Origin of the sequence: Thalassovita mangrovi (assembly GCF_009857745.1) — a bacterium.
In the GTDB taxonomy this organism is placed as follows: domain Bacteria; phylum Pseudomonadota; class Alphaproteobacteria; order Rhodobacterales; family Rhodobacteraceae; genus Thalassobius; species Thalassobius mangrovi.
Genome location: NZ_WWEN01000002.1, coordinates 372,531 through 397,134 on the forward strand (window position 1 = coordinate 372,531; position 24,604 = coordinate 397,134).

24 protein-coding genes and 1 tRNA gene are annotated in these 24,604 nt (G+C 64.7%); 10 read left to right on the forward strand and 15 right to left on the reverse strand.

Translation table 11 applies throughout. The annotated features are described in order from the left end of the window. Positions 1 to 153 precede the first annotated feature (153 nt). Positions 154 to 1,224 carry a recombinase RecA gene (recA, locus tag GR167_RS03540; protein ID WP_160972064.1) on the reverse strand — a complete coding sequence of 357 codons (1,071 nt, stop codon included), beginning with the start codon at positions 1,222 to 1,224 and terminating at the stop codon, positions 154 to 156. 219 nt (positions 1,225 to 1,443) lie between these two features. Here recA and GR167_RS03545 point away from each other — a divergent pair, with 219 nt between their 5' ends. Continuing rightward, entirely contained in the window at positions 1,444 to 2,040 is a 597-nt protein-coding gene (locus GR167_RS03545) for a gamma-glutamyl kinase (RefSeq protein WP_160972065.1), read from the forward strand. A gap of 38 nt (positions 2,041 to 2,078) precedes the next feature. On the opposite strand, the gene GR167_RS03550 is transcribed toward GR167_RS03545, so the two are convergent. Continuing rightward, complete coding sequence (locus tag GR167_RS03550; RefSeq protein ID WP_160972066.1) at positions 2,079 to 2,660, reverse strand: hypothetical protein; 582 nt, start codon at positions 2,658 to 2,660, stop codon at positions 2,079 to 2,081. A gap of 170 nt (positions 2,661 to 2,830) precedes the next feature. On the opposite strand from GR167_RS03550, the gene GR167_RS03555 reads away from it, so the two are divergent. Then, positions 2,831 to 3,046, forward strand: a complete 216-nt coding sequence (locus tag GR167_RS03555; protein ID WP_160972067.1) for a hypothetical protein — start codon at positions 2,831 to 2,833, stop codon at positions 3,044 to 3,046. Between the two features lie 11 nt (positions 3,047 to 3,057). Here the strand turns inward: GR167_RS03555 and GR167_RS03560 are convergent, their stop codons facing one another. The 4 genes from GR167_RS03560 to guaB form a co-directional block, all read right to left on the reverse strand. Then, on the reverse strand, positions 3,058 to 5,358 hold the full coding sequence (locus GR167_RS03560; protein ID WP_160972068.1) for a hybrid sensor histidine kinase/response regulator: 2,301 nt from the start codon (positions 5,356 to 5,358) through the stop codon (positions 3,058 to 3,060). 96 nt (positions 5,359 to 5,454) lie between these two features. Beyond that, positions 5,455 to 6,612, reverse strand: a complete 1,158-nt coding sequence (locus tag GR167_RS03565; RefSeq protein ID WP_160972069.1) for an RsmB/NOP family class I SAM-dependent RNA methyltransferase — start codon at positions 6,610 to 6,612, stop codon at positions 5,455 to 5,457. Beyond that, positions 6,609 to 7,394, reverse strand: a complete 786-nt coding sequence (locus GR167_RS03570; RefSeq protein WP_160972070.1) for an MBL fold metallo-hydrolase — start codon at positions 7,392 to 7,394, stop codon at positions 6,609 to 6,611. The genes GR167_RS03565 and GR167_RS03570 overlap by 4 nt, the downstream gene beginning before the upstream one ends. Continuing rightward, positions 7,394 to 8,842, reverse strand: a complete 1,449-nt coding sequence (guaB, locus tag GR167_RS03575) for an IMP dehydrogenase (RefSeq protein WP_160972071.1) — start codon at positions 8,840 to 8,842, stop codon at positions 7,394 to 7,396. Before guaB ends, GR167_RS03570 begins: the two co-directional genes overlap by 1 nt. Before the next feature lie 167 nt (positions 8,843 to 9,009). Here guaB and GR167_RS03580 point away from each other — a divergent pair, with 167 nt between their 5' ends. From GR167_RS03580 to GR167_RS03610, 7 genes are all read left to right on the forward strand, one after another. Beyond that, the gene (locus tag GR167_RS03580) at positions 9,010 to 9,867 is read left to right on the forward strand and encodes a crotonase/enoyl-CoA hydratase family protein (protein WP_160972072.1); all 858 of its coding nucleotides are present in this window, start codon (positions 9,010 to 9,012) and stop codon (positions 9,865 to 9,867) included. Between the two features lie 81 nt (positions 9,868 to 9,948). Further along, entirely contained in the window at positions 9,949 to 10,905 is a 957-nt protein-coding gene (locus GR167_RS03585; protein ID WP_160972073.1) for an agmatinase, read from the forward strand. A gap of 222 nt (positions 10,906 to 11,127) precedes the next feature. Next, positions 11,128 to 13,167 (forward strand): ASKHA domain-containing protein, encoded by a 2,040-nt coding sequence (locus GR167_RS03590; protein ID WP_160972074.1) that lies wholly within the window; start codon positions 11,128 to 11,130, stop codon positions 13,165 to 13,167. A gap of 60 nt (positions 13,168 to 13,227) precedes the next feature. Next, positions 13,228 to 13,301: transfer RNA gene (locus tag GR167_RS03595), tRNA-Gly, on the forward strand. Positions 13,302 to 13,430: 129 nt separating this feature from the next. Beyond that, on the forward strand, positions 13,431 to 13,778 hold the full coding sequence (locus GR167_RS03600) for a hypothetical protein (RefSeq protein WP_160972075.1): 348 nt from the start codon (positions 13,431 to 13,433) through the stop codon (positions 13,776 to 13,778). 108 nt (positions 13,779 to 13,886) lie between these two features. Further along, complete coding sequence (locus tag GR167_RS03605) at positions 13,887 to 14,948, forward strand: AbrB family transcriptional regulator (RefSeq protein WP_160972076.1); 1,062 nt, start codon at positions 13,887 to 13,889, stop codon at positions 14,946 to 14,948. 61 nt (positions 14,949 to 15,009) lie between these two features. Beyond that, positions 15,010 to 15,765 (forward strand): 3-hydroxyacyl-CoA dehydrogenase, encoded by a 756-nt coding sequence (locus tag GR167_RS03610; protein ID WP_160972077.1) that lies wholly within the window; start codon positions 15,010 to 15,012, stop codon positions 15,763 to 15,765. Between the two features lie 455 nt (positions 15,766 to 16,220). Here GR167_RS03610 and GR167_RS03615 read toward each other — a convergent pair whose 3' ends face one another. Continuing rightward, on the reverse strand, positions 16,221 to 16,835 hold the full coding sequence (locus GR167_RS03615) for a hypothetical protein (RefSeq protein ID WP_160972078.1): 615 nt from the start codon (positions 16,833 to 16,835) through the stop codon (positions 16,221 to 16,223). Between the two features lie 518 nt (positions 16,836 to 17,353). Further along, entirely contained in the window at positions 17,354 to 17,743 is a 390-nt protein-coding gene (locus tag GR167_RS03620; RefSeq protein ID WP_160972079.1) for a c-type cytochrome domain-containing protein, read from the reverse strand. Positions 17,744 to 17,995: 252 nt separating this feature from the next. On the opposite strand from GR167_RS03620, the gene GR167_RS03625 reads away from it, so the two are divergent. Further along, the gene (locus tag GR167_RS03625) at positions 17,996 to 18,529 is read left to right on the forward strand and encodes a hypothetical protein (protein WP_160972080.1); all 534 of its coding nucleotides are present in this window, start codon (positions 17,996 to 17,998) and stop codon (positions 18,527 to 18,529) included. Positions 18,530 to 18,610: 81 nt separating this feature from the next. Here GR167_RS03625 and GR167_RS03630 read toward each other — a convergent pair whose 3' ends face one another. The 7 genes from GR167_RS03630 to GR167_RS03660 all read right to left on the reverse strand — a co-directional run bounded on the left by GR167_RS03630 (position 18,611) and on the right by GR167_RS03660 (position 24,548). Further along, positions 18,611 to 18,844, reverse strand: a complete 234-nt coding sequence (locus tag GR167_RS03630) for a hypothetical protein (protein WP_160972081.1) — start codon at positions 18,842 to 18,844, stop codon at positions 18,611 to 18,613. A 208-nt stretch (positions 18,845 to 19,052) separates the two neighbouring features. Continuing rightward, the gene (locus tag GR167_RS03635) at positions 19,053 to 19,541 is read right to left on the reverse strand and encodes a DoxX family protein (protein ID WP_160972082.1); all 489 of its coding nucleotides are present in this window, start codon (positions 19,539 to 19,541) and stop codon (positions 19,053 to 19,055) included. Further along, positions 19,538 to 20,149, reverse strand: coding sequence for a TetR/AcrR family transcriptional regulator (locus GR167_RS03640; protein WP_160972083.1), 612 nt, complete (start codon positions 20,147 to 20,149; stop codon positions 19,538 to 19,540). Before GR167_RS03640 ends, GR167_RS03635 begins: the two co-directional genes overlap by 4 nt. A 285-nt stretch (positions 20,150 to 20,434) precedes the next feature. Then, positions 20,435 to 21,205 (reverse strand): TIGR01458 family HAD-type hydrolase, encoded by a 771-nt coding sequence (locus GR167_RS03645; protein ID WP_160972084.1) that lies wholly within the window; start codon positions 21,203 to 21,205, stop codon positions 20,435 to 20,437. A 116-nt stretch (positions 21,206 to 21,321) separates the two neighbouring features. Beyond that, a complete protein-coding gene (locus tag GR167_RS03650) occupies positions 21,322 to 23,142 on the reverse strand; it encodes an ABC-F family ATP-binding cassette domain-containing protein (protein ID WP_160972085.1) in 1,821 nt (606 codons plus the stop codon). A 109-nt stretch (positions 23,143 to 23,251) separates the two neighbouring features. Further along, a complete protein-coding gene (locus GR167_RS03655) occupies positions 23,252 to 23,983 on the reverse strand; it encodes a GNAT family N-acetyltransferase (RefSeq protein WP_160972086.1) in 732 nt (243 codons plus the stop codon). A gap of 109 nt (positions 23,984 to 24,092) precedes the next feature. Then, positions 24,093 to 24,548: an outer membrane protein assembly factor BamE gene (locus GR167_RS03660; RefSeq protein ID WP_370741240.1), complete on the reverse strand. Its 456-nt coding sequence runs from the start codon at positions 24,546 to 24,548 to the stop codon at positions 24,093 to 24,095. Between the last annotated feature and the right edge of the window lie 56 nt (positions 24,549 to 24,604).

Sequence of the window (24,604 nt, forward strand, 5' to 3'; positions counted from 1 at the left end):
GCCGCCGCGCCGCCGGGCAGCGCCCGAGCGCGCGCTCGGGCGCGCCCCGCCCAGCCGGACGCGGCCGCCACATTCAAGCCCCCGAAACGAAAACCGCGCCCCGGGGCATCCCCGGGGCGCGGCTTCATAAAACAGACAGGTCGGTGACCCGGATCAGGCTTCGAGGATATCGTCGCCCTCGTCGCGGGTCATTTCGAATTCCAGCCCGTGGGCGGCGCGGATCTTGTCCTCGATCTCCAGTGCCACGTCGGTGTTTTCCTTCAGGAACTGCTTGGCGTTCTCGCGCCCCTGGCCCAGCCGTTCGTCGTTATAGCTGAACCAGGCGCCGGATTTTTCCACCACCCCAGCCTTGACGCCCAGGTCCAGAAGCTCGCCGGTCTTGGAAATGCCTTCGCCATACATGATGTCGAATTCGACCTGCTTGAACGGCGGCGCCACCTTGTTCTTGACCACCTTGACGCGGGTGGCGTTGCCGACCACTTCGTCGCGGTCCTTGATCGCGCCGATGCGGCGGATGTCCAGCCGCACCGAGCTGTAGAATTTCAGAGCGTTGCCGCCGGTGGTGGTTTCCGGGCTGCCGAACATCACGCCGATCTTCATCCGGATCTGGTTGATGAAGATCACCATGCAGTTCGAGCGGCTGATCGACCCGGTCAGCTTGCGCATCGCCTGGCTCATCAGGCGGGCCTGCACGCCGACATTGCTGTCGCCCATGTCGCCTTCGAGTTCCGATTTCGGGGTCAGCGCGGCGACCGAATCGACCACCACCATGCTGACCGCGCCCGAGCGCACCAGCGTGTCGACGATTTCCAGCGCCTGTTCGCCGGTATCGGGCTGCGAAATCAGCAGTTCGTCCAGGTTGACGCCCAGCTTCTTGGCATATTGCGGGTCCAGCGCGTGTTCGGCGTCGACGAAGGCGCAGATGCCGCCCTTCTTCTGTTCCTCGGCGACGCAATGCAGCGTCAGCGTGGTCTTGCCCGAACTTTCCGGGCCGTAGATTTCGATGATCCGGCCCTTGGGCAGGCCGCCGATGCCAAGCGCGATATCCAGGCCCAGCGACCCGGTCGAGGTCGCCTCGATCTCCTGCACGGCGTTTTCGCCGCCCAGTTTCATGATCGACCCCTTGCCGAACTGCCGTTCGATCTGGGCCAGGGCGCTGTCCAGCGCCTTCTGCTTGTCCGCGTTGCGTTTGTTGTCCATCGAAAGAAGATCTGCCATTGCCATTTTTCCGGTCCCTTATCCCACACCCGCAACGGGGCGGCAATCACCTTGAACTCGGCCTGAGATCGGCCCGAATGTTCCGCCCTTGTTCTCATTTCCGTTTATGAGATCAAAACAAGAACATTGCAATCAAAAATTTTACATATCCAGATTTGACCGTTTAGGTTAAGGAATGGTTTAATCGGGCGGCATGGTCCGAACCCAACAGGCGGAGAACACGTTATGCTGATGTTCTGGAAGGAAAAACTTGTTTTTCTTTCGGTCCCGAAAACCGGCACCACCGCCTATGAAAAGGCGCTTGCGCCGGTGGCGGCGATGGTAATTTCCGACCCGCCAGAGCTGAAACACGCGCCGCTTTACCGCTATAACCGGTTCTTCCGGCCGATGTTCGAAAAGGCCTGCAAGGCGGACATGGAAACCCTCGCGGTGATGCGCGAACCGGTCGATTGGCTGGGCAGCTGGTACCGCTATCGCCGCCGCCCCTTCATGGAGGGCAAGCCCAATTCGACCCACGCGGTCAGCTTCGACGATTTCGTGCTGGCCTATTGCCAGGACAAGCCGCCCAGCTTCGCCAATGTCGGCAGCCAGTATAAATTCCTCGAACCGCGCCCCAACGGCACCGCGATCGACCACCTGTTCCGCTACGAAGACCAGGCCGGGCTGATCGCGTTCCTGGAAAACCGGCTGTCGCTGAAACTCGACCTGCCGCGCGAAAACGTGTCGCCGCGGATGGAGCTGTCGCTGTCGCCGCAGGCCGAAAAGACCCTGCGCCAGGCCAGGGCCGAGGAATTCGCCCTCTGGGACAGTATCGGCGGCTGAGCGGCGCGTGGCCCGAGCGCGCGCTCGGGCCCTCTCTTCTATTCGCTCCAGTCGTGCACGTGCACGTCGCGGCCCGAATGGCCCTGCATGATCTTCACCGCCAGCGCCTCGCGGTCCTTGTCGCGGGTGCGCACCCACATCAGGATGCCGCCATGCTGGATCTGGTTGCTGTAATAATCCTGATGCGCCTTGGCCGCGCGGCGCGCCAGCAGCGTGCCGATCACCGCCGCCGGGCCGCCGCCGATGGCAATCGCCGCGATCGATGCGGCCAGCGTGCTCACCGGGGTCAGCATCGCCGCCATCGCGATATACGATCCGACAAAGAAAAACCCGCCTGCGATGGCGCCTTCCAGCTCGCCCATCGCTTCCTCGGATACGAAGATGGCGCGCGGCGCGTGCGGATCGTCTTCCAGCTCGGGCGCCTGCCAGTAGGATTTGCCCAGCTTGTCCTCCAGCACCTCCTGCTTGGCCAACAGGCTGATGTCGGAATGGTGAAACCCGACGCTGCGCAGGTCGTAAAACGCCGCTTGGAGGCTTTCGAACGTGTCGAACACGCCGACCGCCTCGGGCACATTGATGACCATCACCTTTTCTTCCGTACCGGTCGCTTCCGCTGTCATGTCGATCTCCCTTCCCTGTCCGACCCTGTTCAACTTCCGGTTCTGGCTATCATGCGGGGCGCAACGGCGCATTGACCTGCATCAACGGCGCCGCGCCCGGCGCGGCGTAACAATGCGCCGCAGATGTCCCCCGGATTCGACCCGCAAACCCCGCAAAAACGGAGCCCGCAATGCCCGCCATATCGCGCGAAAGCCTCGAGAAAATCCTCGGACCGATCGACGACAACAGCCTTGCCGCCATTCAGGACAGCGGCGCCAGCCTGCGCGACGTGAGCGAGGCCAAGGCCATCGCCGACGGCAAAAGCGATATCGTCGGCCAGGGCGAACAGGCGATCCCGGGACCGGTGAAACAGGTGCTGACCATCCTGTCCGGCGCGCGGCGCTAGCGCCCCCGCGCTTACTGCAACTGCATCTGCACCGTGTCGATCAGCTCATTGAGCGAAAACGGCTTCGGCAGGTATACCGATCCCGCGATGGCCCCCTTGTGGTCGTCCAGCGCATCCTCGGCATAGCCCGACACGAAGACCACCCGCGCCTCGGGCCGCGTCTTCAGAGCCTCGCGCACCCAGGTCGGCCCGTTCAGCCCCGGCATGATCACATCGGTGACGAACAGATGCACCGGCAGTTCCGCATCCTGCAGCAGCTCCAGCGCCTCCTCGGCGCTGCCCGCCTCGATCACCGTGAAGCCGCGCAGCCGCAGCGCCCGGGCGGCGAAGGCGCGCACCGGCGCCTCGTCCTCGACCAGCAGGATCACCCCGTCCCCGGCCGGCACCGGCAGCCGCGCCGCCGCCTCCGGCGCGGGGGCCTCGGCGGGCGCAGCATGGCAGACCGGGAACAGCAGGGTGAAGGTGCTGCCCTCCCCGACCTCGCTGGTGGCGAAGACATAGCCGCCGTTCTGCTTGACGATGCCGTAAACGGTGGACAGGCCCAGCCCGGTGCCTTCCCCCGCCCGCTTGGTGGTGAAGAAGGGGTCGAACACCTTCTGCAGCCGCTCCGGCGGGATGCCGCAGCCGTGATCGGTCACCGTCACCTTCAGGTAATCGGCCGCCGGCACCTCGACCCGCCCGCATAGCTTCGGTTCGGTCAGGCTGCGGTTCGACGTCTCGATCCGGATCTCGCCGCCCTCCGGCATCGCGTCGCGGGCGTTGACCACAAGGTTCATCAGCACCTGTTCCAGCTGCCGCTTGTCGACCCGGATGTTCCACGGATCGGGATCGTGTTCGACCGCCAGCTCGATCTTTTCGCCCACCAGCCGGTTCAGCAGATGCGCCAGGTCGGCCAGCGCGTCGCGGATGTCGATCGCTTCGGGCCGCCGCGTCTGCTTGCGCGAAAACGCCAGCAGCTGCCCCACCAGCGCCGCCGCCCGGTTGGCGTTCTGGCTGATCTGGACCAGGTCGGCATAATCGGGATCGCTGTCTTCGTGGCGCAGCAGCAGAAGGTCGCAATAACCGCTGATCGCGGTCAGCAAGTTGTTGAAATCATGCGCGATCCCGCCCGCCAATTCGCCGATGGCCTGCATTTTCTGGCTTTGCACGAATTGCTCTTCGAGATTCATCATTTCAGTCGCGTCATGCAAAACCGCAATCAGAGCATAGCCATCCGCCTCTTCCACCCGGTTCAGCGAGATCTGCACGAACACCTCGCCCTCGGCCTCCTTCACCCGCAGGAATTCCGAGGTCTTCACGCCCCGGCCCTCCGCCGCCTCGGCCAGCCAATCGGCGATCGGGCGGCCGAGCCCCTCGACCAGCTGCGGCAGCGTCGCCGTGGCCTCCTCGCCGATCGACAACAGCCGCCGCGCCAACCGGTTGGAGCGCAGGATTTGCCCGTCCCGGCCCAGCCGCAGCACCGCCACCGGCAGCGCGTCGAAGGCCGCGTTGGCGGCCTCGACCACCTGTTCCTCCTGCGTCATCGGCAGGAAATAGACCTCGCGCCGCCCGGCCGAGTGTTCGGCCTCGTGGACCAGGCAGTTGCGCGGCCCATCGACCGAAAGCGCCAGGTTGAAGCCGCCGTTCTTCAGCGGCAGTTCGGGGAAGACATTGACCAGGCTGCGCGCCCGTTCGCCGGCGAAATCGCGCGCCGCGTCGTTCATGAACAGGATCGTGTTGCCGCGTCCCACCGTCAGCATCGGCAATCCCGACCCGCTATGCGCCCGCGCCGGGCCCAGGCCGATTTCCTCGATCCGCCACAGGAAGCCCTCGGGGTCCAGCCGGTGCACGCTCAGCCGCACATGGCCCTTGCGGGTGACGATATCCTCGCTGGCATTGTCGGCCTCGCGCGCCCGCGCCTGCAGCCGCGCCACCACCGAGGACGGATTGGCGAACACGTCCTGCAGGATGTCGGCGACCATGACCGGGGCATGGGGATGGAACCGCGCGCGCGCGGTGCGGTTCAGATATGCCACCCGGCCAACATCATCCACCACCAGGCTGGCGGCGACATCGTGTTCCAGAAACCCCGCCATCCGGGCCAGCAGGCCGGACCGCTGCCGCGCCCGGATCACCTGCCAAAGCCCGGTCAACACGAACACCGACAGGATCGTCGCCCCCACCGCCACCAGCGCCAGCCCGGGCACCGACGGCCCCAGCCGCCACGCCCCCAGCAGGCACAGCAGGGCCAGGGCTACCAGCACCAGCCACAGCCCCCGGCGCCGCGTGCCGCCACCGGTCAGCCGGTCCGATGTAAAAACCGATTGGGTCAAAACAGACTCGTTTACCTTTCTTCCCACGCATTAGGCGCGGAAAGGCGTTAATCAGTGATTAATCACTATGGTAATTCAATTCAGGGCTGCGGCCAATCAGCCGTGCGTCAGCACCGACAGGAAGAACCCGTCGCCCTCGGGCCCCGGCAGCCACTGCTTGCGCAGGGTCTCGCGCCACTCGGCATGGCGCGACAGGAAACCGTCGACCTGGGCGCCATTTTCGCAAGACAGCACCGAACAGGTGGCATAGGCCAGCACCCCGCCGGGGGCGACGAAACCGCACGCCTCTTCCAGGATGGACTGCTGTATCCCGTTCAATTCGCTCAGATTTTCCGCGCTCAGCCGCCATTTCCCATCCGGCGCGCGGCGCCAGCTGCCGCTGCCCGAACAGGGCACGTCGCACAGTACCAGGTCGAATTGACCCTCGACCTTGCCCGGCTCCAGCAGCTGCACCTTGACCCCGGCGCGCTTGGCCCGCGCGGGCAGATCGACCAGCCGCCCGGCATTCGCGTCATGAGCGAAAAACCGCCCCTGCGCCCGTCCGGCCATTGCCAAAGTCTTGCCGCCGCCGCCGGCGCAGTAGTCCAGCACCCGCATTCCGTCGGCCAGCGGCAAAGCATCGACCACCGCCTGGCTGGCGCCGTCCTGCAGCTCCACCAGCCCTGATTTGAACGCCGCGCTGTTCGACACCTTGCGCGCGCCCTCGGTGACCAGCAGCGCGGTGTCGGAAATCTCCGCCGGGCGGGTCTCGATGCCTTCCCCGCTCAGGCTCGTTTGAGCCTGCGCGATGTCGGCCTTGCGCCGGTTCACCCGCAGCATCACCGGCGCGCGCGATTGCAGCACCGCCGCCACCGCTTCGGCCTGATCGCCCAGGCTGTCGCGGAAGGTCTGTTCCAGCCAATCGGGAATATCCAGCGCCTCGGCGCCTTCGGGCGCGTGGCCCGCGGCCGCCTCGGCCTCGCTCAGCGGCGCGGGCGCATGGCCCTCGCCGGAAAATAGCGCGTCGGTATCCAGTTCCTGCGCCCGCGCCAGCCCGATCATCAGGCCCCGGCCCGTCATCGCCCCGCCACGCGCGGCAAAGCTCCGCTTGCAGCGGATCGCGTCGAACACGTGATCGCGGATCGCCGCGCGGTCCTTCGACCCGGCAAAGCGCGACCGCCGCGCCCAGCCGGTCAGCGCCTTTTCTGCCGCTTCGCCGTCCAACACCCGGTCAAGGATCTCGATCGCGGCCTGGATACGGGCGGCTGGCGTCATGGTGCGGTCTTCTCGAAACCAGGACCCGCGCGGCGCAAGCGGCCGAATTTCTGCGGCCCCAGCTGGTGGCCGCCGACATAGACCAGGCCGTTATCGGCAATCTCTTCCAGCGCCGCGCGGCGCGTCGCAGCGCCCTGCGCGCCATCGGTGTCATAGATCGGCGACACTTCGGGATGCGGCAATTGCAGCAGCTCGGCATGCAGGATATCGGCCACCACCACCAGGTCATCGCCGATCCGCAGCCCCATATGCCCCGGCGTGTGCCCGGGCAGGTGCCAGGCGCGCACGCCAGGCAGGATGTCATCGCCATCGGACACGGTGCGGATGCGCCCCGCATAGGCGGCGATCAACATGCCGCCGGGCTGATCCGCCTTGCCCTGCCAGAAGTCCTTTTCGATATCCAGCATGACAACCTCGGCATTGGGGAACACCGGCTTGTCACCGTCCAACGCCCCGCCGACATGGTCGCGGTGCAGATGGGTGAAGATGATCGTCCCGACCGCCTCGGGCGCGATGCCCTTATCGGCCAGCAGCCCCGCCAACGCCCCAGCCTTGTCGCCCATCAGGGCGCCGCCGCCGGCATCGATCAGCACCGGCGCCGCGCCAGGCTGTTCCAGCACGAAGCAGTTGAATTCGGTGCGGATTTCCACCTCGCCCGCCGCCGACAGCAAGGCGTTCTGATCCGCCACCGGCAGATCGGCGAAGATCTCCGGCGCGAAGCTCGCCGCGCCGTCGGTCAGGCAGGTCAGCCGCCCCGCCGTGCTGTCATAGAACGCCGTCATCAGCCGATCCGGTAGTTCGGGCTTTCGCGGGTGATCTGCACGTCATGCACGTGGCTTTCCTTCAGACCGGCCCCGGTGATGCGCACGAAATTGCAGTTCTGCCGCATCTCCGCCACCGTGGCGCAGCCGGTATAGCCCATCGCCGCGCGCAGACCGCCGACCAGCTGGTGAATGACAGCACCCGCCGAGCCCTTGTAGGGCACCTGGCCTTCGATCCCTTCCGGCACCAGCTTGTCGCTGGCCGCGTCCTTCTGGAAATAGCGGTCGGCCGAGCCGCGCGCCATCGCGCCAAGGCTGCCCATGCCGCGATAGGACTTGAACGACCGGCCCTGGTACAGGATCACCTCGCCCGGGCTCTCATCGGTGCCCGCGATCATCGAACCGACCATCGCGCAGGACGCACCCGCCGCGATCGCCTTGGCGAAATCGCCGGAAAACTTGATGCCGCCATCGGCGATGACCGGCACGTCGCCCGCCGCCGATGCGCAATCCATGATCGCGGTCAGCTGCGGCACGCCGACGCCCGCCACCATCCGGGTGGTGCAGATCGACCCCGGCCCGATACCGACCTTGACCGCGTCCGCCCCGGCATCGATCAGCGCGCGGGTCGCGTCGCCGGTGGCGACGTTACCGGCGATCACCTGCACCGAATTCGACTGCGCCTTGATCCGCTTGACGGCCTCGATCACGCCCGCCGAATGGCCATGCGCGGTGTCGACCACCACGATATCCACGCCCGCGTCGATCAGAGCCTCGGAGCGGGCGAAACCGGCATCGCCCACCGACGACGCCGCCGCGACCCGCAGCCGGCCCAGGTGGTCCTTGCAGGCGGTCGGGTTCAGCACCGCCATTTCGGTGTCCTTCAGCGTCAGCAGACCGGTCAGCTTGCCCTGGCCGTCATGCACCAGCAGCTTCTCGATCCGGCGTTCCTTCATCAGGTTCTTGGCCTGTTCCAGATCGGCCGGCTCCGCCAGCATCGCCAGGTTTTCCGCCGTCATCATCGCCTTGACCGGCGTCGCGTCGGAGGACGCGAACCGCATGTCGCGGTTGGTCAGGATACCCAGAACCTTGCCCTGGTCGTCCACCACCGGGAAGCCGGTGAAATTGTACCGCTCGACCAAGGCCTTGGCATCGGCCAGCGTCTGATCCGCGCGCAGCGTCACCGGGTTGTAGACGATGCCGGATTCGAACCGCTTGACCCGGCGCACCTGCTGCGCCTGTTCGTCCATCGTCAGGTTCTTGTGAATGACCCCCATGCCGCCGGCCTGCGCCATGGCGATCGCCATGCGCGCCTCGGTCACCGTGTCCATGGCCGAGCTGAGCAGCGGAATGTTCAGATCAATCGACCTGGTCACGCGGGTCCGGGTTTCCGCCGTGGAGGGCAGAACGCTGGACGCACCGGGAACGAGTAGAACATCATCGAAGGTAAGGGCCTCACGAATTTCCATTTGGGGACTCCGGTAAATGGGGATCGGTGTTGGCACGTCCCTATCTCATGCATAAGCACGAAAGGGAAGCCCCAAAGCGCCCAAACCGTTCCCCTGCGTCACCAAATCCCTTCGCGGTTGGAAATCCCGGGCCCCTGCGCCACGCTGAAGGCAGGGAGGACCCAGCCATGACCAAGATATTGTACGAAAAGACCGGGCGCATCGCCCGCATCACCCTCAACCGCCCCGAGGTGATGAACGCCATCGACGACGAACTGCCGCAACTGCTGGCCGCCGCCGTGGCCCAAGCCGATAACGACCCCGACGTGCACCTGATGATCCTGTCCGGCGCGGGCGATGCGTTCTGCGCAGGCTACGACCTGACCTATTACGCCGAAGGCAACGGCAGCGGCGAGGTGACCCAGCCGATGCCCTGGGACCCGATCAAGGATTACCAGTTCATGTGGCGCAACACCCAGGCCTTCATGTCGCTGTTCCACGCGATGAAGCCGGTGGTCTGCAAGGTGCACGGCTTCGCGGTGGCGGGCGGGTCGGACATCGCGCTGTGTTCCGACCTGGTGTTCATGGCCGACGATGCGCAGATCGGCTACATGCCCGCCCGCGTCTGGGGCTGCCCGACCACGGCGATGTGGGTCTACCGGCTGGGGCTGGAAAAGGCCAAGCGGATGCTGTTCACCGGCGACAAGATCAGCGGCAAGGAGGCCGAGGCGATGGGCCTGATCCTGAAATCCGTCCCCGCCGATCAACTGGACGACGCGGTCGAGCAGATGGCGCATCGCATGGCCTCGGTCCCGGTCAACCAGCTGGCGATGCAGAAGATGGTGATCAACCAGGCCGTTGAACAGACCGGCATGATGAACACCCAACGCCTTGCCACGATCTTCGACGGCATCACCCGCCATTCGCCCGAGGGCATCAATTTCAAGACAAGGGCCGAGGAAACGGGCTGGAAACAGGCGGTGCGCGAACGCGACACGGGCACCTTCGACTGGACGCTGAACCGCCCGATCAACGCGCCCAGGTGACGCCCGCGCGGGGGGCTTGCCTCTGCCGCGCAATCGGACCAAGCTCCCTTAAAAAAATCAGGAAAAAACAGGGATACCAGCATGGCACACGGATATGAAAGCGGGCGGCTCGATCTGCCCTTCGTCGGGATTTCCACCTTCGGCAAGCGGCCCTATCAGCCCGATTGGGACGCTCTCGACACCGACGTGGCGATCATCGGCGCGCCGTTCGACGCGGGCACCCAGTGGCGTTCCGGCGCGCGCTTCGGCCCGCGTTCGGTGCGCGAGGCCTCGACGCTGTTCAGCTTCGGCCATGCCGGGGCCTACGATCACGAAGACGATGCCACCTACCTGCCCGGATCGGTGCGGATCACCGATATGGGCGACGCCGATATCGTCCACACGGACACGATGAAAAGCCACGCCAACATCGAAACCGCCGTGCGCGCGGCGCTGAAGGCCAAGGCCCTGCCGGTGGTGATCGGCGGCGATCATTCGGTCAACATCCCCTGCATCAACGCCTTCGACGATCAGGGCACCTTCCACATCCTGCAGATCGACGCCCATCTCGATTTCGTCGACGAACGCCACGGGGTGCGCTTCGGCCACGGCAACCCGATGCGCCGCGCGGCGGAAAAACCCTATGTGACGGGCCTGACCCAGGTCGGTATCCGCAACGTGTCCTCGACCGCCAAGGAAGGCTACGACGACGCCCGCGCGATGGGATCGGACATCCTGTCGGTGCGCCAGGCGCGCAAGCTGGGGGCCGAGGGCGTGGCGACCCGCATCCCGAAAGGCGCGCGGGTCTATGTGACGATCGATATCGACGGCTTCTGCCCCTCGATCGCACCGGGCACCGGCACGCCGAGCCACGGTGGCTTCCTCTATTACGAGGTGCTGGAAATCCTGCAGCAGGTCGCCCGCGACCACGAGGTGATCGGCATCGACCTAGTCGAGGTCGCGCCCGATTACGACCCCACCGGATCGACCGCGATCCTTGCCGCGCAGGTGCTGCTCAACACGCTGGGCTTCATCTTCCACACGCGCGGGTTCCGCTGAGCCGACAAAGGAGCGCCCGATTGCGGTCGGGCGCTGACCGGCGGCGCATACGCCGCTGTTTGGGGCCGGGTAAACGTCCAATCGCACGTCGCGTTTTCTTCCGCCAAATTCCGCCCCCGCCGCGAAAAATGACGCGCCCCGACCCTGAACTGCCGCTCATCGCCACCCGCGCGGATCATCACCGCCTATGCTGAGCGCACGCGAACAAGCCATGGCCCAGCAATGACCACCGATCCCCTCGTCATCTTCACCCCCTCGGGCAAGCGCGGCCGCTTCCCCGTCGGCACCCCCGTTCTGACCGCCGCACGCCAGCTCGGCGTCGATCTCGATTCCGTCTGCGGCGGCCGTGGCATCTGTTCGCGCTGCCAGGTCACCCCCGCCTTCGGCGATTTCCCCAAACACGGTATCACCGCCCGCCCCGGCGCCCTGTCCGACTGGAACGCCGTCGAACAGCGTTACAAGGACAAACGCGGGCTGACAGAAGGCCGCCGCCTCGGCTGTCAGGCCACGATCCAGGGCGATGTGGTCATCGACGTGCCGCCCGAAAGCCAGGTCCACAAACAGGTCATCCGCAAGGCCGCCGACGCCCGCCCGATCACCATGGACCCGGCCACCCGCGCCTGTTTCGTCGAGGTCCCCGAACCCGACATGCACGACCCGACCGGCGATCTGGAACGTCTGAAACAGGCGCTGAAGGACCAATGGCAGGTCGCCGACCTGCGCGCCGGCCTGCCCGTGCTGGCGAAACTGCAAAGCGCCCTGCGCAAGGGCAACTGGCAGGGCACCGTGGCGCTATTCCAGGATCATCGCGGCGGCCCGGCGCAGCTTTTGGACATCTGGCCCGGCTTCCATGACGCCGGGCTTTACGGCCTCGCCATCGATCTCGGCTCCACCACCATCGCGGCCCACCTGTGCGATCTCGCCGACGGCCACGTTCTGGCCTCGTCGGGCGTGATGAACCCGCAGATCCGCTTCGGCGAGGACCTGATGAGCCGGGTCTCCTACGCGATGATGAACCCCGGCGGCGCGGGCGAAATGACCGAGGCCGTGCGCGTGGCGCTCAACGGCCTCATCCAGACCCTGACCGCCGAGGCCAATATCGACCCCGCCCTGATCTTCGAGACCACCTTCGTCTGCAACCCGGTCATGCATCACCTGCTCTTGGGCCTCGACCCGGTGGAGCTGGGCCAGGCGCCCTTCGCTTTGGCCACCTCCGACGCGCTCACCCTGCCCGCTTCCGCGCTCGACCTCACCACCGTGAACCCCAGCGCCCAAACCTATATCCTGCCCTGCATCGCGGGCCATGTGGGCGCCGATGCCGCCGCCGTGGCTCTGGCCGAACAGCCGCATAAATCCAAGGACCTCGTGCTGGTCGTCGATGTGGGCACCAACGCCGAAATCCTGCTGGGCAACGAGAGCCGCGTGCTGGCCTGTTCCTCCCCCACCGGCCCCGCCTTCGAGGGGGCGCAGATCAGCTCCGGCCAGCGCGCCGCCCCCGGCGCCATCGAACGGATCGAAATCGACCCGGCAACCAAGGAGCCGCGCTTCCGCATCATCGGGCTCGACATGTGGTCGGACGAGGACGGCTTCACCGAGGCCGCCGCAAACACCGGCATCACCGGCATCTGCGGCTCGGGCATCATCGAGGCGGTGGCGGAAATGCGCATGGCGGGCCTCCTCGACCCCTCCGGCCTGATCGGGTCGGCCGAGCAGACCGGCACCGAAAGGTGCATCCCCGAGGGCCGCACCCATTCCTACGTGATCTGGGACGGCAGCGCCGAAGGCGGCCCGCTGATCACCGTCACCCAATCCGACATCCGCGCCATCCAGCTGGCCAAATCGGCGCTCTATGCCGGCGCGCGGCTGCTGATGGATGAAATGGGCGTCGATCACGTCGACCGGGTGGTGCTGGCCGGAGCCTTCGGCGCGCATATCAGCCCCAAACACGCGATGGTGCTGGGGATGATCCCCGACGTGCCCTTGGACAAGGTGCAAAGCGCAGGCAACGCGGCGGGCACCGGCGCGCGCATCGCTTTGTGCAACGCGGGTGCGCGGGCCGAGATCGAACAGGTGGTCAGACAGATCACCAAGGTCGAAACCGCGATCGAGCCGCGCTTCCAGGAACATTTCGTCGCCGCCAACGCGATCCCCCACGCCACCGACCCGTTCCCGCAACTGTCCCGCATCGCCCCCCTGCCCGAGGTGAGCTTCAACGCGGGCGGCGACGGCAGCGGCGGTCGGCGCAGGCGGCGGCGCGGCTGAGCATTTTCGCGTTTGCCATCTTGACGTTGCCCCGGCTCTTGGATACCTGATCCGGCACAGGCGGGTATGATGTAATGGTAGCCTGTCAGCTTCCCAAGCTGAACGCGCGGGTTCGATTCCCGCTACCCGCTCCAGATTTCCTGAAAATCCAAATCCCCGCTTGGCATGCCCCCCCGCCCCCGCGTTGACCCCAATCAAAGTCCCCCCCGCGCTTTCCCGCTAAACTCCCCGTCAATCCGAACAACGGACAGGGGGACGGGACGATGAAACTCACGATCAAATACCAGACGCTCGACTGGTGGTTCTGGGCGATCATCTGCGCCGCGATCGGGCTGGGGCTGATCGGCCTGCCCTGGGGCTATACCGCCGCCCTGGCGGTGAGCGTCGCCAACCTGATCTATTTCATCGCCCGCGACCGCAGCCTCACCAGCTTCCCGGTGCAGGTGCGCGAGGTCTGGCTTGCCTTCATGCTGATCGCGATGCTGCCGGGCATGGGCTGGTTCTATCCTCTGCTCTTCCTCGGCATGATCCTGGTCGTATTCTTCGACCGCTGCGGCATCGCCCGCATGCTGGTGCTGATGCCGTGGAACAAGGGCGTTTCGCTGAAATAGGCCCGCGCGCTGCCTGGCAAACGACGCTGCGGCAGACCCCGCAACCCGCCTTGCCCCCGGCAATTGGTTCTGCCATATAACATTCGACGCTCAAACCAAGCCGACAGCATGTTTCTCAAGCTCGCCCTGCAGACGCTGATCCTGACCGCCCTTTGCGGGGCCGGCGGCTTTCTCGCATCGCTGATCCACACGCCGCTGCCCTACATGATCGGCAGCCTGGTCGCCTCGGGCCTGATCGGCATCTTCTTCAGCGACCGGCTGCCCGAAGGCTACCGTTTCCCGATGAAGTTCCGCATGATCTTCATGGCGCTGATCGGCGTGATGATCGGATCGCGGGTGCATGCCGACCTGATCGCGGAAATCCCGTCGCTGATCGCATCCCTGACGGTGCTGACCGGCTTCGTCTTCGCCGCCCACGGGGTCAATTACGTCATCTTCCGCCACCTGGGCGGCTACGACCGGCCCACCGCCTTCTATTCCGGCACCCCCGGCGGGCTGATGGAATCGCTGGCGCTCGGCGAAGAGGCCGGGGCCGACATCCCGATCCTGACCATGCAGCAATTCATGCGCATCATCGCAGTGATCTCAATCGTGCCGCTGGGCCTGTCGCTCTATTACGGCGCCCCGGTGGGCAGCGCCGGGGGCCAGTCGATGGCCGCCCCCGACACCAGCGCGGCGGCGATCCCGCTGGCGCTGGCCATCGGGCTGGCCGGGCTGTTCATCGGCACCGCGATCAAGCTTCCGGCGGCGCAACTCACCGGTCCCCTGCTGGCTGCCGCCATCGTCACCGTCACCGGGCTTGCCGATCTGGCGCTGCCGCAATGGGCGATCAACCTGTCTCAGGTCGTGATCGGCACATCGCTGGGCATGCGCTTCACCGGGCTCAGGGGCCGCACCATGGTGGTGGCGGCGGGTCTGGCAGTGGTTTCCGTGACCGCGATGCTGGGCCTCGGCGCGCTCTGCGCCACCGCGCTGCACAGCGCCACCGGTGCGCCCTTCGATGCGCTGTTGATTTCCTTCGCCCCGGGCGGCGTCACCGAAATGGCGCTGATCGCGCTCAGCCTGCACGCCAACCCCGCCATCGTGACGCTGCATCACGTCTACCGCATCATCCTGACGGTCATCGAGATGTCCGTCATCGGCCGTTTCCGCCGGGCAAAGCAGCTTTGACAAGCGCCCTGCCCGCATATTACTGAACACTTGTTCATTTAGACGAGAGAGGACGTCCAAAATGCTTATGAAAGATACCTGCGCCGTGATCACCGGAGGAGCATCGGGACTGGGCGAGGCCACCGCCCGCCTGTTTGCCGAATCCGGCGCCAAAGTGACCCTGCTGGACCGCAACGCCGAACAGGGCGAAAAGGTCGCCGCGGAAATCGGCGGCACCTTCGTGGAAACCGACGTGACCAGCGAAGCCTCGGTCCAGAACGCCATCGACACCGCCGTCAAGGCGATGGGCAAGATCAACACCGCCGTCAATTGCGCCGGCATTGGCACCGCCGAAAAGACCCTGGGCAAGAATGGGCCGCACAGCCTGGAACATTACCAGCGCATCATCAACATCAACCTGATCGGCAGCTTCAACGTCGCCCGCCTGGCCGCCGCCGAAATGGCCAAGAACGATCCCAGCGACGACAACCAGCGCGGCGTGATCATCAACACCGCCTCGGTCGCCGCCTTTGACGGCCAGAAGGGCCAGGCCGGTTATGCCGCGTCCAAGGGCGGCATCGTCGCCACCTCGCTGCCGATGGCCCGCGACCTGGCGCGCGAAGGCATCCGGGTGATGGCGATCGCACCGGGCATCTTCCTGACGCCGATGCTGATGGGCCTGCCGCAGGAAGTGCAGGATCAGCTCGCCGCCGACGTGACCAACCCGCGCCGCCTTGGCGATCCGCGCGAATACGCCTCGCTGGCGCGCTTCATCTGCGAATGCGGCTACCTGAACGGCGAGGTCATCCGCATCGACGGCGCCCTGCGCATGCAATAAATCCAGCGTGCCCCGGTGCCATCCACCGGGGCGCGTCCGGTCAATCGGTTTGGCCGAGCCGAGCCCGACCGCGGCTGGGCGCTCTTGACGAGTGGCGTTGCCGCTTTATCCATCCGCCATTTCCGCCGTCCCGGTATCCCCAAGCCGCGCCGAAGTGCGAAAAGCGCGGCAAATCCGTCTGCCTCACCCCCACAGACGACACCTGCGGCGCGCTGCGGCGGCTGTATGAGAAGGGGCGGTTGTGAGGGGGGAAGCGGGAGGTCGCTGGGGTATCGCACAAAGGCAGCTAAGCACAGGAAGCGGACTTTTCAAAATTCGGGTAGCCACAACCGCGCCAACCAACGAGACGGCCCCTAGCGGATATTCAATTTACCTGCGGCGAATGGCTGTACCGCGGTTTGGAAAATTCTTCCGACGGTCGCAGGCGGCGCTACGCGGAGTAGCGCCGCCGACATTCATTGCTGCAAATCGACAAAGATGTGCGAATCGACACCTGCTTCAAGCAGGGCCTGCTTGATCTGATCGATCGCACTGGCGTCGGCCGAGCTGACGATGACCACATCATTGACCACCAGCGAATACAGCGGCGCGTCGGGCGCCAGGTCTGCCAGGTATTTCTCGGCGGCCAGCTTGGACCTTGGTCCCCATTTTCCGTCATGGCCGACGCCGATCGTATACTGCACGTCCATGATCATTTCCTTGCTGACCGACTTGCCGTCGTTCAGATCCAGCAAGGTCTGTCGAAGCGTTTCCTCATCCGTGACGCGCTCGGGAATGAAAACGTTCGTGCAGGTTTCGACGTCTTTGTATTTGGTGACGGTCCTTTTGCTCGTTTCATTGGCGACGGCTCCGCCGATGATAGCACCAGCGGCAGCGCCGGCATTTTCCTTTGTCACGACTTTCCCGAGCACCCCGCCGATAATCGCCCCGCCGATAACTTTCTCGGGAGTCCCGCCTTTGACGGTTTCCTGGTACGGCACCTTCGTTGTCTCGCATCTTACCTCGTACGAGCCGGCAAATGCCTGAGATGCAACCAGAACAGTCGTCGCTGCTGCTATCAAAAGTTTCATATTCTTGCTCCTTCTTACCGCAGGTCGCGGTGGTAGTATGGCGCCTGCGCTTCAGGATTGTCGCCGGTTCGCCGTGTTGCCAGACAAACGCGTTACCCGGTCGTTTGTCGTAATCTTGTGGCCAACAAGATATGACCTCACGTGTTAGTCAATAACCCCCATGTGTTATCCAATAACATGGGTAGGATTCCGCCAGTTCCGCCGGGCCGGGCAGGCGTTCGTAGTACCCCGGCAGCGTTCAAACGCCTTTACTCTGAAGCGAGTTGCCGAGGCGTGCCCGTTCGAAGCTTCCAGGCCGCAATGTCAGCAAACTCCGCATGGCCCATGTTCGCAGGGGCGCGGCGAACGACCGCTTCACGCCCGAACCGGTCTTGCGTGCGATTTAACGCGAAGGTCCGCTCTCCGCCCTTCGTGCATATGCTGGATTGACTGAAGGTGTTCTCCGCATGGGTCCGCTTCGGACTGGAACCGGCCATTCCCCGCACACCAAACGAAAAGCCCCCTCTACCCCACCCCACTCAATCCGCCATATCCGCTTCCGCCAGCCCCTTTTCCGGTGCCCCGGCCTCGATCCAACGAACAATCAGATCGATCTCGCCCTTTGGCAGTGGCGTGCTGAGGAACGGCATCCGCGGCGTGCTTTCGCCGCGCAGCCGCCGGATCAGCTCGCTGCCTGCCGGGTCCCCGGGCAGAACCACCGCGCCGTCCGCGCTGCCCGCCAGGACCGCCGCGTAACTGTCCAGCCGCAGCCCCTTCGCGGCGCCCAGCGCGGAATGGCAGTTGATGCAGCGCGCCGCGAAGATGGCGCCGACCTCCTCCCATCCGGGCGGCACCTGCTCCCCGCCCAGCACCGCCCGCATGGAGGCGATCCACAGCGAAAAAGCGATGAGAATGCGACGGCCCGTCATGTCCTGCCCTCCGCCCCCCCCTTGCGCCAAGCTGTCACGACGATAGCACATTCGCCCCCGCAAGGCGCGGCCCCCGCGCCATCGGCCAATTCCCCCCATCAACCGCCCCGAACAGCGATCGTGCCAACGATTTGAGGCAAATTGTGCTATGATGGGATTTTCGGCCCCGGCAAAACCACCGTGGCCGCCCATATGGGAGGAATTATCATGAAACGCCTAATCGCCTGCGCTTTTGCAGCAACCGTATTTCCAATGACCCTGTCCGCCGCGGATGTCGACATCGACCAGATGCGCGAAAACCTGTCGAAATACAAAGACATCAACGTCGCCCTGGCGGATGGCTACATCACCCCCGACAATCACTGCGTCTCGGCCAAGGGCGAAGGCCTGCCGCCGGAACTGGGCGGCATGGGCATCCATTACATCCACCCGGCCCTGCTTGAAATCACCGCCACGGCGCCGCGCGTCGACGGCAATTCCACCTATACCGACTGGTCGCAGCCCTCGATCCTGATCTACGAGCCGCAGGCGGACGGATCGCTCGAATTCGTCGCGGTGGAAAACCTGGTGTTCGAAAAGGCGTGGAACGACGCCGGTATGACCGCGCAGCCGGTGCTGAACGGCCGAAGCTGGGATCACATGGCCGACGACCCGGCAACCCCGGGCGACGAGGCGCATGGCTTCATGCCCCATTACGACCAACACGTCTGGCTGTTCCGCGACAACCCGATGGGCGAGCTGATGCCGTTCAACCCCAACGTCACCTGCGACCACCACAAGATGTGACCGCGCCCGCCAGTTATATTCCAAACCTGCCGCCCGCCTCTGGACGGCAGGCGTGGGAAGGGCGGCGTTTGCCTATCCCTGCTAAAGGCCGGCCAGCACCACCACCAAGAAGTAAACAAGGACGGCGGCAACCGGCCACCACGCGCGGTGCAGCGGGTTCTTCTCCGTGTACCAATACGCCGTGGCAAAGCGTTCGCCCGGGTCCGACCCGGACTTCCAGCGCGTGTAGACGCAGAGAACGTAGAACAGAAATCCCAGCGGCAGGCCAATACAGATGGCCAGCACAACGTCGTGCAAATCGATGCCCCCTGTCACGTCAGCCCCTCGCGCCGGATACTCCCTTGAACAGCCCCGGCTTTCCCCGGGACTGTTTCTTACATATGCCACGCGACCATGGGCTGAAACCCCGCAGATGCATGAAGGCCGGGGAAGACCGGGCTTCTTGAACCTTGGCGTGACAGCAAGGCTCTCCATCTCCGACGTCTCAGCACCGCGTGACGTTCGCCGCGCCGCCCCTCGTGCGTCAGGTTTCGAAACCTAAGTTCAAAGCACGATCTTTGGGTTTCAAAAAGAACCAATAGGTCCAGGAGATCAAAACGATCTGCAGCGGTGCGCGCAGCAACAAGTATTCCGGTCCCCATTGATGCCCGCCCGGTCCAACCTCATTGATGGCCGCATAGACATTGACCGGAAAGAAAAGCACCAGAACGCTCAGGCAGCCGAGCGCCGCAAGCTGTCTGCTCCCGGGAACAAGCAGCCCGATCGCCAGCCCTGCCTCCAGAAAACCAGTGGCATATACCAAGTATTTTCGCGCCGGAACGAAGCCCGGCAGCATATCGACCATCGCGTCGGTCATCGCGAAATGCCCAACCGAAAAAAACGCAAACGCAAACACCAGCCCGATCTGGCCGCCGACGATATAAAGCGCGGGCCGATCCCGGTAAAACCCGACAAGCGCCGCGATAAATGCCGGGACCATGAGAAGCGACATGATAATAAGAGGAGTTGTCATTCGATATTTCCTTCAATTTCTCTAAGAAGATCGAGTTTCCGGACGATCTTCGTAATCGTTGCGTCAAGATTTTCCATTGGCGTGATCAGCCCCAGCCGACCATCAAGGACCAGCACCGCAGCCCCATGAACGAGGCTCCAGGCGGCGGCACATGCGGTGTGGCGCGTCTCCTCGCTCGCCTTGGGCAGGCAGTCGGCGACCGCCGCGTACAGGATGCCGAAATTCTCCTTTCGCAGCTCTGCGAGCTCTTGATCGGTGGTTTCGGCTTGCCGATCCGACCACTGAATGAGCTTGAAAAGCTCGGGGTGATCCCGGGCAAAGGTCACATAAGCGACGCCCAGCCGTTCAAGCCGCTCCTGCGGGGAAAGCGCGGCATCGAAACTCGACGTCAGGTACGCGTTGAATTCCCGCATCGTTGCTGCGGCGACGGCCGCCAGCAATGCGGTCTTGTTCTTGAAGTGATGATAGGGCGCCGCGGTTGAGACGCCCGCTTCATCGGCAAGGCTGCGCAGAGAGAGCTGTGCGGCCCCGCTTTGCTCGACAACGCGTTTCGCGGTGTCGAGTAAAAGGTGGCGCAGATCGCCGTGGTGGTAGGGTTTTTGGGTCATTTCACGAATCTAAGCAGTAGTAAGTTCGCCCGCAACTAAGCGGTGCTAAGATAGAGTGTCAACCCAATAAAGGGGCATGATTGGCAGATTAAACAACGACGAGGCAAACCTCGCCCGGATTGTGAAGTGACCCGAGGGAATCTGACAGTCGGCTCAGGTCTGCCCCGAAGCTTTTGGAAGGATAGGAGATGACGACAGCTTGTAACTTTCCGGTCCATTCAAGGCGGGGCAAAGACCACCAAGACCCGCCCCGGTTTTCTTCTGCCTCAGACCCGGCACCCCACTCTAGTCGCGGCTTTGAAGAACCGTCTCAACCGCCTCGGCAACATCCGCCACCACCGCCGTCGGACACGGCGCAAACCGCGCCTCATCGCCCGCGCGATACTTCCCCGTCCGCACCAGGTACGCGCCCCCCAGCCCGGCCTTGAGCGCCCCGGCGACATCGCTTTCGGCGTCGTCGCCGATCATCGCCACCTCGTCCGGATCGCATCCCATCCGCCGTACGGCGGTGTGGAAAAACTCGGCCGCCGGTTTGCCGAACAGCAGCGCCTCGCTGCCGCTGGAATATTCCAGCGCCCGCACGAAGGCCCCGGCGTCGAGCGACAATGCGCCATCCGCGTCCCGGAACACCCGATTGGTCGCCAGCGCCAGCAACGGCGCACCCTTCACCAGTTCCCGGAACGCCGCGTTCATCCGCTCATAAGTGAAGAAAGGCCCCGCATCGCCGACTACCACAGCGGTCCGTTCGCCGCCGGACAGACCCGCGAAATCCTCCTCCAGGTCGGGATGGACCAGCAGATGCGGCGCATAGCCTTCGCGCTTCAGCCAGTCGCAGGCCGCCTCGGCGGGTGTCAGCACCTCCGCCGGGTCGACCGCGAACCCCATCGCGGCGAGCTTCGCCACGATCTTGCGCTTCGGGCTTCGGGTCGAATTGGTCAGGTATCGGACGGGCAATCCCGCGCCCTTCAGCCGGTCCAGCGCCGCGATGGCGCCCGGCACCGCGTGGTCGCCCTGATACAGCACCCCGGCAATATCCAGCACCACGCCCCTGATCATCCCGGCCCCTTTATGCTGCCTCGCAATGGGCCGAGTATGCACCGGAATCGGCGCCCGGGCCATCCGTAGCGTTTGGCGCTACAAATCCCGCAAATGCCGACAAAGTTCTGCAGCGCCTAGCCGCCGGCCTTTTCCTCCAGCGCCATCCATTCCTCTTCCGCCGCCGCCAGCGCCTGCTGCCGCTCGACCAGCGCGTCGGTGGCCTTCTGGAATTTCACCGGTTCCTTGCTGAAAAGCTCCGGGTCCATCAGGAATTCCTCAAGCTTGCCGATCTCCGCTTCCAGCCGCTCGATGATCCCCGGCAGCGCCTCCAGCCGGTGCTTTTCGGTGAAGGACAGGCCCTCGGCGGGCTTCGCCTCAGCCTTCGCATCAGACTTCACCTTCACCTCGGAAGGCTTTGCTTTTTCTTTCTTTTCCTTCGGCTCAGCCTCGGCCTTCTGGGCCTGATAATCGCTCCAGCCGCCGGCATAGACGGTGGCCTTGCCATCGCCCTCCATCGCGATGGTGGTGGTCGCCACCCGGTCGAGGAAATCGCGGTCGTGGCTGACCAGCAGAACCGTGCCATCGTAATCGTCCAGCAATTCCTGCAGCAGGTCCAGCGTTTCGATATCCAGATCGTTGGTCGGTTCGTCCAGCACCAGAAGGTTGCTTTCCTTCGCCATCAGCTTGGCCAGCAGCAAACGCGCTTTTTCCCCGCCAGACAAGGACTTAACCGCCGCTCTCGCCTGCCGTTCGTCGAACAGGAATTCCTTCAGATAGCCCACCACGTGTTTCGGCTGGCCGCGCACCAGCACCTGGTCCGCCTTGCCCGACACCCGCATGTCCGGATCGCCGGTCAGGCTGTCCCACAGGGTCATTTCCGGGTCCAGCTGCGCCCGCGCCTGGTCGAACACGGCAGGCATCAGGTTGGTGCCGATGCTGATCGTGCCCTCATCGGGATTTTCCTGCCCCATCAGTATCTTGAGCAGCGTCGTCTTGCCCACGCCATTGGGGCCGACAAAGGCCACCCGGTCGCCGCGCTGAATCTTGACCGAGAATTTGCTCAGGATCACCTTTTCGCCGTAAGCCTTTGAAATATCAACAGCCTCAACAACCTTACGGCCGGATTTCGGGCCCGCGGCCAATTCCATCGCCGCCGCGCCCTGGCGCCTGATCTGGCCCGCCCGTTCGGCCCGCATGTCCTGCAGCCGCCGCACCCGTCCCTGGTTGCGCTTGCGCCGCGCCGAAATCCCCTCGACCGCCCAGCGGCCCTCGGACTTGATCTTGCGGTCCAGCTTGTGACGCTGCAGGTCCTCTTCTTCCCAGACCTTATCGCGCCAGGCCTCGAAATCGTCGAAGCCCCGTTCCTGCCGCCGCACACTTCCCCTGTCGATCCAAAGGGTTGCGCGGGTCAGTGCGCGCAGAAAGGCGCGGTCGTGGCTGATCAGAACATATCCCTTGCGGGTCTCGCGCAGCTCGTTTTCCAGCCAGGCGATCGCCTCGATATCCAGGTGGTTGGTGGGTTCGTCCAGCAGCATCAGCTCGGGCGCCTCGGCCATCAGCTTGGCCAGCGCCGCGCGCCGCCGCTCGCCGCCCGAGGCGGTTTCGACCGCGCGCGCGGGGTCGAACTTCAACCCTTCGCCGGCCATTTCCACCCGGTACATCTCGGACGCGTCCAGCCCGCTGGCGGCATAATCGCCCAGCGTGGAAAACCCCGCCATGTCAGGGTCTTGCTCCATATAACCAACGCTGACGCCGGGCGGCACCACGCGGGTTCCGCGGTCGGGTTCGACCAGCCCGGCCATCACCTTCATCAGGGTGGATTTCCCCGACCCGTTGCGGCCGACCAGCGCCACCCGGTCGCCCGGCTGCACCACCAGCGACAGATCGTGAAACACCGGATCGCCGCCGAAGGTCAGCGAGATATCGTTCAGTTGGAGCAAAGGAATACGTGCCATGGCTCGCAGCTAACGACGCCCCTGAACAAGGTCAAGAACCCTTGCTTCTTCTGTTCTAAAATATCCCGGGGGAGTCGTCCGGCACGGGCGACGGGGGCAGCGCCCCCTGCTACCCCGCCACGCCGCGCAACAGCCGCTTGCGCGCCGGCGGGATGGCGCTGATCTCAAGGCCGGTGAACACGTGCAGCGTGTTCATGCTCGGGTCCACCACCGCGTGGTCCGACACCCAGCCGCCCATCAGCAGATAGGTCCGCAACAGGGGCGGCATTCGCAGCATCGCCTTTTTCGCGTCCGGCTTGCGGCGCAGCTTCTGGCCGAACCGGAACACCTGCGGCGCCTTCACCCGCGGCAGCCAGCGCTTGGGCGCCAGGTGGCGTTCCTTCAGCATCGCGAAGGCGTCCAGGTATTCCTGTTCGTCGGTGCCGTGGAAAGACGAACAGCCGAACAGCATCTCGACCCCGTTATCGTCGACATAGCGGGTCATCGCGCCCCAGGCCACGCGCAGGATATCGGGGTCCCTGACCGCGGGATCGATGCAGAACCGGCCCATTTCGACCATCGGCCCCTGGAAGTCCTGCAACCCCGACAATTCGTAATATTGCGCCGAATAGCTGCGGCCGATCTCGCTGCCGCCGGTCAGCGGCAGGATGCGGAAACAGCAGACCAGCCGCCCGGTCCTGCTTTCCTCGACCAGGACATGGGTGCAGATGGCGTCGAACCCGTCCGCGTCCACCCCCTCGGTGCCGTGAAAGCTCAGGTGGCGCAGGCGCTGCGCGGCTGCGATATCTTCGGCAGTTTCGGCCAGGCGCGTGGTATAGCGCCCCTTTTTCAATGACAGCATCAGACGGCTCCGGCTGCGTTGCCCACAGGACAAAAGGTAGTTTCGACCGCCCTAACACACAAGCTGTATCAGGGATGTGACGAAACGGACCGCGCCGCGATGCCCGGTCTTAACTGGCGAAGTCCCCGGCGCGGATCTGCCCGATATTGCCCAGCAGCTGACGCAGGAAGCCCTTGTTGGCGACGTTCGAACTGGTCACCCGGCGGGTCAGCGGCACGACACGGCCGTCCTCCAGGGTGAAGCGTTCGACATTGCTGACCACGCCGCGCTTGTCGAAGCTGACCGCCACCACCTGGCGATCAATCACTTCGGGGCGCTGCGCGCCGAAATGGCGCACCCGGCTTTGCACGTAATAATAGCCGCTGTCGTTCAGCACCCCGGTCGCGCCCGGCGCGCCGATGGATTCGGCGACGCTGTCGCGGGTGTCGACGCCGACGACGATCCCGGCCAGATCTTCGTCAGTGGGGACATATCCGTGGTTGCGATACATCGCGGTGCATCCGGCCATCGCCAACATCACCAGTCCGGCGGCGGCGGTTCTGATCGTCTTTCGCATGCGTGACATTGCTGTCCTCTTGCCTTGGCCCTCTGCGCCTCTTATCCCGCTTACAGAAGGAATGC

What these genes read in the sequence shown, in the direction of transcription:
- recA (WP_160972064.1), bottom strand. Translation starts at nt 1,224, where the DNA reads ATGGCAATGGCAGATCTTCTTTCGATGGACAACAAACGCAACGCGGAC.
- GR167_RS03545 (WP_160972065.1), top strand. Translation starts at nt 1,444, where the DNA reads ATGCTGATGTTCTGGAAGGAAAAACTTGTTTTTCTTTCGGTCCCGAAA.
- GR167_RS03550 (WP_160972066.1), bottom strand. Translation starts at nt 2,660, where the DNA reads ATGACAGCGGAAGCGACCGGTACGGAAGAAAAGGTGATGGTCATCAAT.
- GR167_RS03555 (WP_160972067.1), top strand. Translation starts at nt 2,831, where the DNA reads ATGCCCGCCATATCGCGCGAAAGCCTCGAGAAAATCCTCGGACCGATC.
- GR167_RS03565 (WP_160972069.1), bottom strand. Translation starts at nt 6,612, where the DNA reads ATGACGCCAGCCGCCCGTATCCAGGCCGCGATCGAGATCCTTGACCGG.
- GR167_RS03570 (WP_160972070.1), bottom strand. Translation starts at nt 7,394, where the DNA reads ATGACGGCGTTCTATGACAGCACGGCGGGGCGGCTGACCTGCCTGACC.
- guaB (WP_160972071.1), bottom strand. Translation starts at nt 8,842, where the DNA reads ATGGAAATTCGTGAGGCCCTTACCTTCGATGATGTTCTACTCGTTCCC.
- GR167_RS03580 (WP_160972072.1), top strand. Translation starts at nt 9,010, where the DNA reads ATGACCAAGATATTGTACGAAAAGACCGGGCGCATCGCCCGCATCACC.
- GR167_RS03585 (WP_160972073.1), top strand. Translation starts at nt 9,949, where the DNA reads ATGGCACACGGATATGAAAGCGGGCGGCTCGATCTGCCCTTCGTCGGG.
- GR167_RS03590 (WP_160972074.1), top strand. Translation starts at nt 11,128, where the DNA reads ATGACCACCGATCCCCTCGTCATCTTCACCCCCTCGGGCAAGCGCGGC.
- GR167_RS03600 (WP_160972075.1), top strand. Translation starts at nt 13,431, where the DNA reads ATGAAACTCACGATCAAATACCAGACGCTCGACTGGTGGTTCTGGGCG.
- GR167_RS03605 (WP_160972076.1), top strand. Translation starts at nt 13,887, where the DNA reads ATGTTTCTCAAGCTCGCCCTGCAGACGCTGATCCTGACCGCCCTTTGC.
- GR167_RS03610 (WP_160972077.1), top strand. Translation starts at nt 15,010, where the DNA reads ATGCTTATGAAAGATACCTGCGCCGTGATCACCGGAGGAGCATCGGGA.
- GR167_RS03615 (WP_160972078.1), bottom strand. Translation starts at nt 16,835, where the DNA reads ATGAAACTTTTGATAGCAGCAGCGACGACTGTTCTGGTTGCATCTCAG.
- GR167_RS03620 (WP_160972079.1), bottom strand. Translation starts at nt 17,743, where the DNA reads ATGACGGGCCGTCGCATTCTCATCGCTTTTTCGCTGTGGATCGCCTCC.
- GR167_RS03625 (WP_160972080.1), top strand. Translation starts at nt 17,996, where the DNA reads ATGACCCTGTCCGCCGCGGATGTCGACATCGACCAGATGCGCGAAAAC.
- GR167_RS03635 (WP_160972082.1), bottom strand. Translation starts at nt 19,541, where the DNA reads ATGACAACTCCTCTTATTATCATGTCGCTTCTCATGGTCCCGGCATTT.
- GR167_RS03640 (WP_160972083.1), bottom strand. Translation starts at nt 20,149, where the DNA reads ATGACCCAAAAACCCTACCACCACGGCGATCTGCGCCACCTTTTACTC.
- GR167_RS03645 (WP_160972084.1), bottom strand. Translation starts at nt 21,205, where the DNA reads ATGATCAGGGGCGTGGTGCTGGATATTGCCGGGGTGCTGTATCAGGGC.
- GR167_RS03650 (WP_160972085.1), bottom strand. Translation starts at nt 23,142, where the DNA reads ATGGCACGTATTCCTTTGCTCCAACTGAACGATATCTCGCTGACCTTC.
- GR167_RS03655 (WP_160972086.1), bottom strand. Translation starts at nt 23,983, where the DNA reads ATGCTGTCATTGAAAAAGGGGCGCTATACCACGCGCCTGGCCGAAACT.
- GR167_RS03660 (WP_370741240.1), bottom strand. Translation starts at nt 24,548, where the DNA reads ATGTCACGCATGCGAAAGACGATCAGAACCGCCGCCGCCGGACTGGTG.